At 70.6% G+C, this 13364-nt stretch carries 8 protein-coding genes; 6 read left to right on the top strand and 2 right to left on the bottom strand.

Annotated features, from left to right (window positions below):
- Positions 1-154 precede the first annotated feature (154 nt).
- On the top strand, positions 155-1816 hold the full coding sequence (locus ABD346_RS25580; protein WP_344378033.1) for a fumarate hydratase: 1662 nt from the start codon (positions 155-157) through the stop codon (positions 1814-1816).
- Between the two features lie 134 nt (positions 1817-1950).
- Positions 1951-2253 (top strand): hypothetical protein, encoded by a 303-nt coding sequence (locus tag ABD346_RS25575; RefSeq protein WP_344378032.1) that lies wholly within the window; start codon positions 1951-1953, stop codon positions 2251-2253.
- A 21-nt stretch (positions 2254-2274) separates the two neighbouring features.
- Here ABD346_RS25575 and ABD346_RS25570 read toward each other — a convergent pair whose 3' ends face one another.
- A complete protein-coding gene (locus tag ABD346_RS25570; protein WP_344378030.1) occupies positions 2275-3798 on the bottom strand; it encodes a ricin-type beta-trefoil lectin domain protein in 1524 nt (507 codons plus the stop codon).
- A 108-nt stretch (positions 3799-3906) separates the two neighbouring features.
- On the opposite strand from ABD346_RS25570, the gene ABD346_RS25565 reads away from it, so the two are divergent.
- The 3 genes from ABD346_RS25565 (at position 3907) to ABD346_RS25555 (ending at position 8364) form a co-directional block, all read left to right on the top strand.
- Positions 3907-5298, top strand: coding sequence for a class II fumarate hydratase (locus ABD346_RS25565; RefSeq protein ID WP_344378028.1), 1392 nt, complete (start codon positions 3907-3909; stop codon positions 5296-5298).
- 55 nt (positions 5299-5353) lie between these two features.
- Positions 5354-6034: a cytidylyl-2-hydroxypropylphosphonate hydrolase gene (gene fomD, locus ABD346_RS25560; RefSeq protein WP_344378027.1), complete on the top strand. Its 681-nt coding sequence runs from the start codon at positions 5354-5356 to the stop codon at positions 6032-6034.
- A gap of 293 nt (positions 6035-6327) precedes the next feature.
- Positions 6328-8364, top strand: a complete 2037-nt coding sequence (locus ABD346_RS25555; protein WP_344378026.1) for a SpoIIE family protein phosphatase — start codon at positions 6328-6330, stop codon at positions 8362-8364.
- A gap of 63 nt (positions 8365-8427) precedes the next feature.
- Here the strand turns inward: ABD346_RS25555 and ABD346_RS25550 are convergent, their stop codons facing one another.
- A complete protein-coding gene (locus ABD346_RS25550; protein ID WP_344378023.1) occupies positions 8428-10710 on the bottom strand; it encodes a transglycosylase domain-containing protein in 2283 nt (760 codons plus the stop codon).
- 270 nt (positions 10711-10980) lie between these two features.
- On the opposite strand from ABD346_RS25550, the gene ABD346_RS25545 reads away from it, so the two are divergent.
- Positions 10981-13356, top strand: coding sequence for an ABC transporter permease (locus tag ABD346_RS25545; RefSeq protein ID WP_344378022.1), 2376 nt, complete (start codon positions 10981-10983; stop codon positions 13354-13356).
- Positions 13357-13364 lie beyond the last annotated feature (8 nt).

The following is a 13364-nucleotide window of genomic DNA, read 5'->3' as shown; positions in this document are numbered from 1 at the left end:
CCCAAACGCGATAGATCGCGACTAGTCGCGGGATGGGGCGAGCTCGGCAACTGAGCCTTACCTCACAGGATCGCGCCGGTGGCGGCGGCATACGCTGGTGGGTGCTGTGTCAATGGAGGTGCAGCAGCTGTCTGCCGAGTGAGGAATGGCCGCAATGCCAGAGTTTCAGTACTCCGACCTTCTCCCCCTGGGAGAGGACACCACGCCGTATCGCCTGGTGACCGCCGAAGGTGTCTCCACCTTCGAGGCCGACGGCCGTACGTTCCTCAAGGTCGAGCCGGAGGCGCTGCGCAAGCTGGCCGCCGAGGCCATCCACGACATCCAGCACTACCTCCGCCCGGCGCACCTGGCTCAGCTGCGGAAGATCATCGACGACCCGGAGGCCTCGGGCAACGACAAGTTCGTCGCGCTCGACCTCCTGAAGAACGCGAACATCGCCGCCGCGGGCGTGCTCCCGATGTGCCAGGACACCGGCACCGCGATCGTCATGGGCAAGCGCGGGCAGAACGTGCTCACCGAGGGCGGCGACGAGGCGGCCCTGAGCCGCGGCATCTACGACGCCTACCTCAACCTGAACCTGCGGTACTCGCAGATGGCTCCGCTCACCATGTGGGACGAGAAGAACACCGGCTCGAACCTGCCCGCGCAGATCGAGCTGTACGCGACCGACGGCGGCGCCTACAAGTTCCTCTTCATGGCCAAGGGCGGCGGCTCGGCCAACAAGTCGTTCCTCTACCAGGAGACGAAGGCCGTCCTGAACGAGTCCTCCATGATGAAGTTCCTGGAGGAGAAGATCCGCTCGCTCGGCACCGCCGCGTGCCCGCCGTACCACCTGGCGATCGTGGTGGGCGGCACCAGCGCCGAGTTCGCGCTGAAGACCGCGAAGTACGCCTCCGCGCACTACCTGGACGAACTCCCCTCCGAGGGCTCGGAGTTGGGGCACGGCTTCCGGGACGAGGAGCTGGAGAAGAAGGTCTTCGAGCTGACCCAGAAGATCGGCATCGGCGCGCAGTTCGGCGGCAAGTACTTCTGCCACGACGTGCGCGTGGTGCGCCTGCCGCGGCACGGCGCCTCGCTGCCCGTCGCGATCGCCGTGTCCTGCTCGGCCGACCGCCAGGCCGTCGCGAAGATCACCGCCGAGGGCGTCTTCCTGGAGCAGCTGGAGACCGACCCGGCGCGCTTCCTGCCGGAGACCACCGACGAGCATCTCGACGCGGGCGACGACGACGTCGTACGCATCGACCTCAACCAGCCGATGGACGCGATCCTGGCCGAGCTCACCAAGTACCCGGTCAAGACCCGCCTCTCGCTGACCGGCCCGCTGGTCGTGGCCCGCGACATCGCGCACGCCAAGATCAAGGAGCGGCTCGACGCGGGCGAGGAGATGCCGCAGTACCTGAAGGACCACCCGGTGTACTACGCGGGTCCGGCCAAGACGCCCGAGGGCTACGCGTCCGGCTCGTTCGGCCCGACGACGGCCGGCCGGATGGACTCCTACGTCGAGCAGTTCCAGGCGGCGGGCGGCTCCAAGGTGATGCTGGCCAAGGGCAACCGCAGCAAGCAGGTCACCGACGCCTGCGGCACGCACGGCGGCTTCTACCTCGGCTCGATCGGCGGCCCGGCCGCGCGTCTGGCGCAGGACTGCATCAAGAAGGTCGAGGTCGTCGAGTACGAGGAGCTCGGCATGGAAGCGGTGTGGAAGATCGAGGTCGAGGACTTCCCGGCGTTCGTCGTCGTGGACGACAAGGGCAACGACTTCTTCCAGGCTCCCGCCGAGCCGCCGACGTTCCTGAACATCCCCGTCCGGGGCGTCTAGTTGAGACCGGGGCCGAATAGGGTCCAAAGGCCCTAAGGGCCGTGTGAATTAGCCACCTATCCTGGCATGTGTCCGCAATCGCCCCGGCCGCCGCATCGGCCGGGGAGGTTCAACCACCGGGAGGGGTGGCGCAGTTGGGGTTTCTTCTCGGGCCCGGCGGCTTACTGACGGGGCTCGACCGGGCACTGCGCCGGCGCCGCGCGAGAAGGTCGCCGACGGCTCACGCGCTGGTCGGCGAGGCGGGCCGGGTGGTCACGCCGATCCCGCGCGGCGGCTACGGCGAGGTGCTGTTCTGTGTGCGCGGCAGGTCGCTGAAGTACGCGGCCAGGGCGCGCACCCCGCTCGGCTTCGGGGCCCGCGTGCGGGTGTCGGCGGCCCTGTCCCCCTCGGCCATCGAGGTGGCGCACCTCGGCCCCGCCGCGGACGGCTGTCCGTGACGGGGCCGGGTGCCGTGCGGGTCAGGCGAAGCGCTGGCTCGCGGTGGCGTCGCAGGGCCGCAGGGTGAGCGGGTCCTTGGCGGCGCCGAGCGTGGCGCACAGAGTGCTCGCCGCGGCCGGGCGCAGGGTGCCGGACTGGCGCACCCACTCCTGGTTGGCGGCGCCCGAGCAGTTCCAGATGATCAGCTTGGCGCCGGCGGTGTAGTTCGCCCCGGGCACGTCCAGGCAGCGGTCCTGGGTGAGCTGGGTGTGGACGGACCCCCGGTCACTGTCGTACCACCAGCCCTGGTTCCGCCCTCCGTGGCAGTCCCAGCCGCCCACCGTCGTACCGTTGGCGCTGTTCGCCGCGGTGACGTCGACGCACGTCCCGGTCGCCGCGTTCTTCAGGGGCTTGTACGCGTCGTCCCAGGCGAGCGGGTAGAGCGTCGGGGTTCCGGTGGACGCCGGGTCGGCACAACTGCCTTCCTGGACGCCGGAGTTGTAGAGCTGGGTGAGGCAGGAGGCGAAGGCGCCGTGGCCCCGGTAGTTGGGGTGGAAGGACTGGCGGACCGAGTTCGAGTCCGGCAGTCCGGGCTTGGAGAGGTCGATGTAGAGGCCCCGGGCCCAGGTGTCCTCCATGCACACCTCGTGGCCGTTGAAGAGCCGCGAGTTGTCGAGGTAGGTCGCGCCGGTGTCCTCGGCGGCCTTGCGCATGCCGACCTCGAAGGCGGGCACCGCGGTGTTGCGGCCCCAGACGGTGTCGGAGTCGTAGCCCAGACCACCGCAGGCGAGCTTGCCCGGGAAGCTGGGGTTGTCGTGGAAGTCGGGGCCGATCGGGCTCGGGTAGCCCATCACGACCAGCTTGTACGAGCCGTCGGTGTAACCGGCGTCGCGCATCACGGTCTTGAGGTCGCTCACGGTCCGCTCGACCTTGGGCACGAGCCCGTCGACACGGGCCTGCCAGCCGGACTCGTACTTGGACTGGCACGGTCCCTGGAGCAGCAGATAGCGCTCGACGCAGTCGGTCATGACCGGGCCGAACTGGAGGTCGTCGTTGGCCCCGGCCACGAGCAGCACCATCTTGATGCGGGTGTTGCGCGCCTTGATGGCGAGGCTGTCGCTCTGGACCAGCTCGTCGGCGTACTGCTTGGTCCCGCCGATCACGATGTTCCCGGTGTAGGCGCCCGAGCAGGCGACGTTGTACGTCTCGTCGGCCGGGATGCCGGTGCGGTGGATCGCGGAGTCGGGCGATCGGTGGCACCAGTTGTCGGGGCCGTTGGTGCCGGCCTCGTAGGTGCCGACGCCCTCGCCGGAAATCTCGCTGTCGCCCAGCGAGATCAAGCCGGTCTTGCGGTCGGCCATCGGCCGCTCGGCCGGGCTGCCGTAGAGCTGGGTCGCCTCGGCCGCCCGGATCTTCTCCAGCTCGGGCGAGAGCGGAGTGGACTGGACTGACGGCGTGGCCGCTGCCTGCGCGGTCGTCGCGCCGGCCGCCATGCCGCCGAACGCCGCCGCTGCGGCCACGGTGGCCGCGAACGTACAGCGAAGCCTGTGTCTGGTGCGCCTCATTGCGCCTCCCCGGATATTGGTTACCACCGGTATTTACTGGCCAGTAAGGCGTGTTGGGAATAGTTAGAACAAGACAAGTGCTCAACTTTGCATGGAGGTTCAGCGGACATGAACGACAGCGAGTACCGCATCGAGCACGACTCGATGGGCGAGGTGCGGGTCCCCGCGCAGGCCAAGTGGCGGGCGCAGACGCAGCGGGCGGTGGAGAACTTCCCCGTCTCCGGGCAGCGCCTGGAGCGCGCCCACATCGAGGCGCTGGCCCGCGTCAAGGCGGCCGCGGCCAAGGTCAACGCCGAGCTCGGCGTGCTCGACAAGGACATCGCGGGAGCCGTCGAGGAGGCAGCCGGGGAGGTCGCCGACGGGCGCTGGGACGAGCACTTTCCGGTCGATGTCTTCCAGACCGGATCCGGTACCTCCTCGAACATGAACATGAACGAGGTCGTGGCCACGCTCGCCACCGAGCGGCTCGGCCGCGACGTCCACCCCAACGACCACGTCAACGCGTCGCAGTCCTCCAACGACGTGTTCCCCTCCTCCATCCACATCGCCGCGACGGCCGCCGTCACCGCCGACCTGATCCCCGCCCTCGACCACCTGGCGACCGCGCTCGAGCGCAAGTCGGCCGAGTTCGCCGACGTGGTCAAGTCGGGCCGTACGCACCTGATGGACGCCACCCCGGTGACCCTCGGCCAGGAGTTCGGCGGCTATGCGGCGCAGGTCCGGTACGGCATCGAGCGGCTGCGCTCCTCGCTGCCCCGCCTGGCCGAACTCCCCTTGGGCGGCACGGCGGTCGGCACCGGCATCAACACCCCGCACGGCTTCTCGGCGGCCGTCATCGCCGAGGTCGCGCGGGCCACCGGCCTTCCGCTCACCGAGGCCCGGGACCACTTCGAGGCGCAGGGGGCGCGCGACGGCCTGGTGGAGACCAGCGGGCAGCTGCGCACCATCGCCGTCTCGCTCACCAAGATCTCCAACGACCTGCGCTGGATGGCCTCGGGGCCGCGTACGGGATTGGCCGAGATCAGTCTTCCCGACCTCCAGCCGGGCTCGTCGATCATGCCCGGAAAGGTCAATCCGGTCATTCCGGAGGCCGTCCTCATGGTCGCGGCCCAGGTCGTCGGCAACGACGCGACCGTCGCCACGGCCGGCGCGGCCGGCAACTTCGAGCTCAATGTGATGCTGCCGGTGATCGCCAAGAACCTCCTGGAGTCGATCCGGCTGCTCACCAACGTCTCCCGGCTGCTCGCGGACCGCACCGTCGACGGCATCACGGCGAACGTCGAGCGGGCCCGCGAGTACGCCGAGTCCTCGCCGTCCGTCGTCACCCCGCTCAACAAGTACATCGGGTACGAGGAGGCCGCCAAGGTCGCCAAGAAGTCCCTGGCCGAGCGGAAGACCATTCGTGAAGTGGTCCTCGAATCCGGCTACGTGGAGCGCGGCGACCTCACCGTCGAGCAGCTCGACGAGGCGCTGGACGTGCTGCGGATGACCCGTCCCTGAGACCGGGTGATCTGTATCGCAGCGTGGTCTTGACCGCACTCCGTAATATCTGCGCATGGCAGGTACAGGAGGCGGCACCCCACACTGGGCGCCAGGGGACCAGATCCTCTGGCGCTATCGCGATCACGCCCCCGGCCCGAAAACGGGCGGGTTCCACATCTGCCGTCCGGTCACGGTCGTCCAGGACACCGACGACGTGCTCGCCGTGTGGATGGCGCCCGGCACCGAGTGCGTCCGCCCGATGCTCGCCGACGGCCGGCCCCTGCACAAGGAACCCCTGGCCACCCGCTACACCGCCCCGCGCACCACGGAGCGCTCGCACTGGTTCGGCACCGGCGTGCTCAAGCTGGCGCGCCCCGGCGAGCCCTGGTCGGTGTGGCTCTTCTGGGAGCGGGGCTGGCGCTTCAAGAACTGGTACGTGAACCTGGAGGAGCCGCGCGCCCGGTGGTCGGGCGGCATCGACTCCATGGACCACTTCCTCGACATCTCCGTTCATCCGGACCGGAGTTGGCGCTGGCTGGACGAGGACGAGTTCGCCCAGGCCCAGCGGGTCGGCCTGATGGACGGCGAGCGGGCCGGGCGGGTCCGGGAGGCCGGGCACGCCGCGGTCGAGGTGATCGAGGCGTGGGGCCGCCCGTTCTCGGACGGCTGGGAGGCGTGGCGGCCCGATCCGCTCTGGCCCGTACCCGCGCTCCCGGCGGACTGGGATCGCACCCCGGCGCATATGACGTCGTGAGACCCTTGATGCGCCCCCGGGGTTCAAACGTAGGATCGTCCTCCGCGGGGCCACGCAGGGGCCACCAGCAGTAATCGGCAGTCCCGGTGCAAGAATTGACCGTATGTCACCACAGGGGGGTGGAGCATGCCCGGTGTCGCCGCCGCCCGGTCGGGTCCGCCCCCGTGCCTCGAGAACGTGGGGGAGGGTATACGGCGTGAAGCGACCGCATCGCGCATCCTTGCCCTGTCGCTGCCACTGCCGCCGCTCGCGGCAGGGTGGATGTCTCATCCCGGACGGACGGAACCCGACGCGTGACGGAGCCCCAGCCCACCTCGCACGAGAGCCGGCGCAAGGAACTCGCCCGGCCCACCGAGCAGCCCCTTCCTCACGCTCTTGAGGAGCAGGGGAGGCCCCATGCCGACACCCCGGACCCGGGCGGGCCGGCCCGGCGCAGCCCGCTGGGCGCCCGCGCCGCCGACCGGAGCGGCGGCGTGACCGCCTCCGTGCCCGGCCAGCCCGAACGCGGCAGCCGGGACACCGCGGCCGCCTCCGCCGTGCCCTCCGTCGGCGTGCCCGGGGCGCCCGGCGAGGGCGGATCGGGTGCTTCGGGACCTGGCGACGGGGCGGCCGCGGTGGCCCGCCGCGAGGGCGACCGGCTGCGCTTCGTGGGCGCCGCGACCCGGCGGATCGCCCGCGGCATAGATCTCGACGAGATCGTCCTCGGCCTGTGCCGGGCCACCGTGCCCACGTTCTCCGACGCCATCCTGGTCCACCTGCGCGACCCGCTGCCGGTCGGCGACGAGCGCCCGGCAACACCGTTCGTGCTGCGCCTGCGCCGCACCGACCGGCTGCGTTTAGTGGACGAGGCGCTCAGCGAGAGCGCGGAGGCCGAGGGCCTCACCCTGCTCGGCCCCGGCCCCGACCTGACCCCCGCCTCCGAGCTGTGCGAGGTGCGCACCGGCGGCGAGCTGAACGAGGTCCTGCGCGGGGTGCGGCCGGTCTTCGCGGAGTCCCCCGCCGCCCGCGCGGCCCTCGCCGAGCTGCTCGGCCCCGACCGTACGGTGCCCGGCGGGCGGCGGGCGATACTCGCGCCGCTCCGTGGCCGGCGGCGGGTGATCGGCGCCGCCGTCTTCGTGCGCGGCCCCGAACGGCCCGCCTTCGAGGCCAACGACCTCCTGGTCGCTGCCCAGTTGGCGACGCACACCGCCCTCGGCATCGACAAGGCCGTCCTGTACGGCCGCGAGGCGTACATCGCCGACGAGCTCCAGCGCACCATGCTGCCCGACAGCCTCCCCCAGCCCACGGGAGTGCGGCTCGCCTCGCGCTACCTGCCGGCCGCCGAGACCGCCCGGGTCGGCGGCGACTGGTACGACGCGATCCCGCTGCCCGGCAGCCGGGTCGCCCTGGTCGTCGGCGACGTCATGGGCCACTCCATGACCTCCGCCGCGATCATGGGCCAGCTGCGCACCACCGCGCAGACCCTGGCGGGCCTCGACCTGCCGCCCGCCGAGGTCCTGCACCACCTCGACGAGCAGGCCCAGCGGCTCGGCACCGACCGCATGGCGACCTGCCTGTACGCGGTGTACGACCCGGTCGCGCACCGCATCACCATCGCCAACGCCGGCCACCCGCCACCGGTGCTGCTCCACCTCGGCGGCCGCGCCGAGGTCCTCAGGGTGCCGCCGGGCGCCCCGATCGGCGTGGGCGGGGTCGACTTCGAGGCGGTCGAGCTGGACGCCCCGGCGGGCGCCACGCTGCTCCTGTACACCGACGGCCTGGTCGAGTCACGGCTCCGCGACGTGTGGACCGGCATCGAGCAGCTGCGTGAACGCCTCGCCGCCACCGCCCAGTTGACCGGCCCCGACCACTCGCCGCCGCTCGAAGCGCTCTGCGACGACGTGCTCGACATGCTCGGCCCCGGCGACCGCGACGACGACATCGCGCTGCTCGCCGCCCGCTTCGACGGGATCGCGCCGAGCGATGTCGCGTACTGGTTCCTGGACCCGGAGGAGACCGCCCCCGGCCGGGCCCGCCGCCTCGCCCGCCGGGCCCTTGAGCGCTGGGGCCTGGAGGAGCTGACCGATTCGGTGGAGCTCCTGGTGAGCGAGGTCGTCACCAACGCCGTGCGCTACGCGGAGCGGCCGGTGACGCTCCGGCTGCTCAGGACCGACGTCCTGCGCTGCGAGGTCGGCGACGACTCCCCGCAGCTGCCCCGCCAGCGCCGGGCGCGCGAGACCGACGAGGGCGGGCGCGGGCTCTTCCTGGTCAACCGGCTCGCCAGACGCTGGGGCGCCACCCGGCTCTCCGGCGGCAAGGTGGTCTGGTTCGAGCTGCCCACCCGTATCTGAACCGGCTCCGGAACAAGACGGCCCCCACTCCCGGTGTCCCGGGGTGGGGGCCGTCGGCCGTTGTCAGCCGTTGGGGTTGAGCGGGTCGTCCACCGGCGGGCTCGCCCCGCCCGTGTGCGAAGCCGTCGGCGTCGGCGGCTTCGGCTTGTGCGAGGTCGTGCTGGACGGGGTGTTGCTCGGGGTCGACGGGGTGTTGGACGGCGTGTTCGACGGGGTCCTGGACGGCGGTTTGGACGGCGTGTTCGACGCAGGCTTGGAGGGCGTGTTCGACGGGGCCTTGGACGGCGTGTAGGCGGGCTCGACGGCCGCGCCCTGGTCGGTGTCCAGGTCGAACTTGGCGGTGCCGCCCTTGACCGCGTCGAAGGTGTACGCGGCCCAGATACGGGCCGGGATGGAGCCACCGTTGATGCGGCCGTCCTCGCCGGCGCCGTTGGTCATGGTGACCTGGCCGCCCGTGGGGATGTTCACGCTCTTGCCGTCGACCTTGACGACGCGCGGCTCGGCGGCCTCGCCCCACAGTCCGACCGAGGTGACCAGGTCGGGGGTGTAGCCGGTGAACCAGGCCGACTTGTTGTCGTCGGAGGTACCGGTCTTGCCCGCGACCTGCTTGCCGTCGCGGTTGTCGGCCTCGGCCACCGACTTCTTGGCCGTACCGTCGTCGACCACGCCGGTGAGCACCGAAGTGACCGAGTCGGCCGCCTGCTTGCTGATGACCTGGCTGCCGATCGGGTCCGGCTTCTCGTACTTGTGGTCCTTGTGCTCGGCCGACTTCACGATCGACGGCGTGACCTTCTTGCCGTGGTTGTCGAGCGTGGCGTACACGGCGGCCATCTGGAGCGGGCTCGCGCCGTAGGAGCCGAGTGTCATGGCGGGCACGGGGTTCAGGCCCTTGATGGACGTCATGCCCATTTCCACGGCGGTGTCGCGGACCTTGTCGAGGTGGGCGTCGACGCCCATCTGCGCGAAGACGGAGTTGACCGACTTGTTCATCGCGTCCTGGACGCTGATGGGGCCGTAGCTCGCGTCGTCCTCGTTCGGCGGGTCGAAGGGGATGGTGCTGCCCTTGACCGGCCGCCTGCTGTCACCGTTGTAGACGGTGTTCGCCGTGATCTGCTTGCCGTCCTGCGTCTCGGCGCCCTGGTTGAAGGCGGCCGCGAGGATCACCGGCTTGAAGGTCGAGGCGGGCTGGTAAGTGGGGTTGGTGGCGTTGCTGAGCTGGTGCTTGATGAAGTCCTGGCCGCCATAGAGGGCGACCACCGAGCCGGTCTTCGGGTCCACCGAGGCCGCGCCGGCCTGGAGGTCCGCGTCGACCTTGCGCTTCTTCGGGTCCAGCTTGCTGGTCAGCTGGTCCTTGACCGCGCCTTCCAGGAGCTTCTGCTTGGCAGGGTCGATGTTGAGCGTGATCGTCCAGCCACCGCGGTCCAGGACGGCGGAGTCCACCCCGTTGCGGATCAACTCGGCCTTGGCGGCAGCGACCAGGTAGCCGGTCTGGCCCTCCATGCCGGGGTCGACCTTGGCATCGTGGGGCGGCGTGAACTTCAGCTTCGCCCGTTCCTCCGGCGTGAGCCACTTCATGTCGACCATGTTGTCGAGGGCCTTGTTCCAGCGCCCCTGCACCAGCGACCTGCCCGTGGGACCCGCCGTCTGCCAGTCGTACTGACTGGGGGCCTGGAGCAGCGCCGCGAGGTAGGTCCCCTCCTCCAGCGTCAGCTGGGAGACGTCCTTGCCGTAGTACGCCTGCGCCGCGGCCTGGATGCCGTAGGCACCCCGGCCGTAGTAGCTGGTGTTCATGTACCCGGCGAGGATCTCGTTCTTGCTGTAGCGCTGGTCGACCTTGAGGGAGATCACGATCTCCTTCAGCTTGCGGGTGACCGTCTGCTCCTGCGTCAGGTAGTTGTTCTTGACGTACTGCTGGGTGATCGTCGAGCCGCCCTGGGCGCCCTTGCCCATCAGGGTCTTGAGGATGCCCCGGGTGGTGCCCTTGAAGTCGACGCCCTTGTCGTCGTAGAAGGTCTTGTTCTCCAGGGCGACGAAGCTGTGCTGGATCGGTACGGGGACCTTTTCGAGCGAGACCGCCTCGCGGTTCAGCTTGCCGGAGCGGGCGAGCACCTGGCCGTTGGAGAGCTTGAAGACGTTGCTCTCCAACTGGGCCTCGTCGTTGCCCGTCGGGATCGGCACCATCAGGTAGATGACATAGAACGCGCCCATCGCGAGGAGGCAGAGGCCGAAGAAGGTGCCGAGCATCTTCTTCCAGGTGAAGAACCGGCGTATGCCCTTTTTCTTCACCTTCTGCTTGCTCCGGCGCGCCCCGCCCTGCCGGGCGCGCCGCTCTTCCGCTCGGCCCATAACCTCAGTCGCTCGCCTTCATATGACTCACCAGACTCGCCAGATCAGCTCAGAAAACTAACACCGCACCTATGGACAAAGCGGATTCGATCACGTCTTTTCCGTACGTGAGAATGAGCACCTGCCCCATGGGAACCGACGATTGAATCGTGCCAAGGGTTGCGAGAGTTCCTGATGCTGCCCCGATTTGCCCGGTAATGACAGGGTCACCGAACGCTATGCACCCCGGGTATACACAGCAGGTATACCTGGTGCGTATAGTCCTCTCCCATGAAGCGACGGCTCCACGAACTCGGCCTCGGCATCCGGTTCGCCCTCAGCGGCGGCCGCGAGGGCTGGGCGCGCACCCTGCTCACCGCGGTCGGTGTCGGGCTCGGCGTCGCCCTGCTCCTGGGCGCGGCATCGGTGCCGCGTCTCGTGGACGAGCGGGCGGACCGCATCCACGACCGGCAGCCGTTCTCGCCGGGATCGGCCAAGAACACCGGCGACCGGTCGGCCTCGCTCCTCTATGCCACCGCCGACACCGAGTACCGCGACGACACCATCGGCGGGAAGGTGCTGCGCCCGGCCAACGCCGACCCCGTGCTTCCGCCCGGCCTGACCTCCATACCGGCCCCCGGCACCATGGCCGTCTCCCCCGCACTGCGCGACCTGCTCGACTCCCCCGAGGGTGAACTCCTGCGCCCACGGCTCCCGTACGAGATCACCCAGACCATCGGCGACGCGGGCCTGGTCGAGCCCTCGGAGCTGTACTACTACGCGGGCAGCGCCACCCTCTCCGCCGGCACCGGCGCCTCTTCGGCGGCCGGGTTCGGCAACATCGGCGAGGTGCAGCCGCTCGATCCGATGCTGGTCGTCCTCGTCATCCTGATCTGCGTCGTCCTGCTGATGCCGGTCGCCCTCTTCATCGCCACCGCCGTACGGTTCGGCAGCGAGCGGCGCGACCGGCGGCTCGCGGCGCTGCGCCTGGTCGGCGCCGACGCCCGCACCACACGCTGGATCGCCGGCGGCGAGGCCCTGGCCGGAGCCGTGCTCGGGCTCGCCGTCGGCACCCTGCTCTTCCTCGGCGGCGCCGAGGTCCTCGGCCCCCTCAAGCTGTGGAGCTTCGGCTTCTTTCCCGGCGACCTCAGGCCCGTGCCGCTGCTCGCGCTGCTCGTCGCCGTCGCGGTGCCCGCCCTGGCGGTGACGGTGACCCTGGCCGCGCTGCGCTCGGTGGTCATCGAACCCCTCGGTGTCGCACGCGGCGGCCGCACCCGGCGCCGCAGGCTGTGGTGGCGCCTCGCGCTGCCGGGCATCGGCGTGGTGCTGCTCTTCCTGTCGCAGAACCCGGGGGTGCGGGGGACGCCGCTGCCGCTGGTGCCGGCCGGCGTCGCGATCACGCTGCTGGACAACCTCACGCCCGCCTTCATCGCCACGGGCGCCACCCTCGTCCTCACCGGCCTCATCACGCTGCTGCCCTGGCTGGTCGAGGCGGTGGTGGGCCGACTGCACGGCGGTTCGCCGTCGTGGCAACTGGCCGTCCGCAGGCTCCAGTTGAGCAGCGGCACGGCAGCACGCACCGTCAGCGGCATCACGGTGGCGGTCGCCGGTTCCGTCGCGCTCCAGATGTACTCCGTCGCCATCCACGACGACTTCAACAAGGTGACGGGCGTCGACGCGAGCCACGCCCAGTACACCGTCCGCACCGACCACCCGGACGCCGAGCTCGCCCGGCGCATGACGGAGTCGTTCCGGGAGACCCCCGGCGTGCAGCGGGCGATCGGCTCCGTCAGCGGCTATGCGACCCTGCCGGGACCCGCCGCGTCCAACGACAGGTGGCCCACCACCCAGCTCACCCTCGGCGACTGCGCGACGCTGGCCGAACTGGCCCGCATCGACTCCTGCAAGGACGGCGACGCCTTCGTGGTGCACCCCTCCGACGACGCCGAGCAGGCGGCCTGGGTGGACCGTACGGCCCGGCCGGGAAAGCCGCTCAACACCGCCGAGCCCGGCGAGCCGCAGCGGCTGTGGACGCTGCCCGCATCGGCCCGCACCGTCACCGCCCGCCCCGACCCCACAGGCAAGGAGCAGGACGGCGTCTTCGTCACGCCGGGCGCGATCGACGTCCCGCTGCTGAGCTCGGGAGCCGAGACCTCCGCCGTGCTCACCGTCGACCAGCGGGTGCCGGACGCGGCCGAGTACATCCGCAACACCGCGGCCGAGCTCTCCCCGCAGCTGCGGGTCGACACCGTGCGCACCATCGAGCGCGACCGGCAGTACGCCGGCATCCAGACCGGCCTCCAGGCCGCATCCCTCGCCACGCTCGGCCTGATCGCGGCCGGCATGCTCGTCTCGCAGCTGGAGCAACTGCGCGAGCGCAGGCGCCTGTTGGCGGCCCTGGTCGCGTTCGGCACCCGGCGCACGACGCTGGCCCGCTCGGTCCTGTGGCAGACCGCGGTGCCGGTCGTCCTCGGGATGGGGCTCGCGGTGGCGGGCGGCCTCGCGCTCGGCGCCCTGATGCTGCGGATCATCGGCAAGACCGTCACCGACTGGTGGCTGTTCCTGCCGCTGTCCGGGGCGGGCGCCGCCGCGATCCTCGCGGTGACCCTGCTGAGCCTGCCGGCCCTGTGGCGCCTGATGCGCCCGGACGGGCTGCGCACCGAATGACCTTCCGT

Origin of the sequence: Streptomyces mauvecolor (assembly GCF_039532965.1) — a bacterium.
Lineage (GTDB): Bacteria > Actinomycetota > Actinomycetes > Streptomycetales > Streptomycetaceae > Streptomyces > Streptomyces violascens.
Note: the sequence above shows the minus strand (reverse complement) of the source record. Positions and strands in the feature narration are given on the sequence as shown.

Bases quoted from the DNA above. Each gene is read 5' to 3' on its own strand.
- ABD346_RS25580 (WP_344378033.1), top strand. From the start codon at position 155: ATGCCAGAGTTTCAGTACTCCGACCTTCTCCCCCTGGGAGAGGACACC.
- ABD346_RS25570 (WP_344378030.1), bottom strand. From the start codon at position 3,798: ATGAGGCGCACCAGACACAGGCTTCGCTGTACGTTCGCGGCCACCGTG.
- ABD346_RS25565 (WP_344378028.1), top strand. From the start codon at position 3,907: ATGAACGACAGCGAGTACCGCATCGAGCACGACTCGATGGGCGAGGTG.
- fomD (WP_344378027.1), top strand. From the start codon at position 5,354: ATGGCAGGTACAGGAGGCGGCACCCCACACTGGGCGCCAGGGGACCAG.
- ABD346_RS25550 (WP_344378023.1), bottom strand. From the start codon at position 10,710: ATGGGCCGAGCGGAAGAGCGGCGCGCCCGGCAGGGCGGGGCGCGCCGG.
- ABD346_RS25545 (WP_344378022.1), top strand. From the start codon at position 10,981: ATGAAGCGACGGCTCCACGAACTCGGCCTCGGCATCCGGTTCGCCCTC.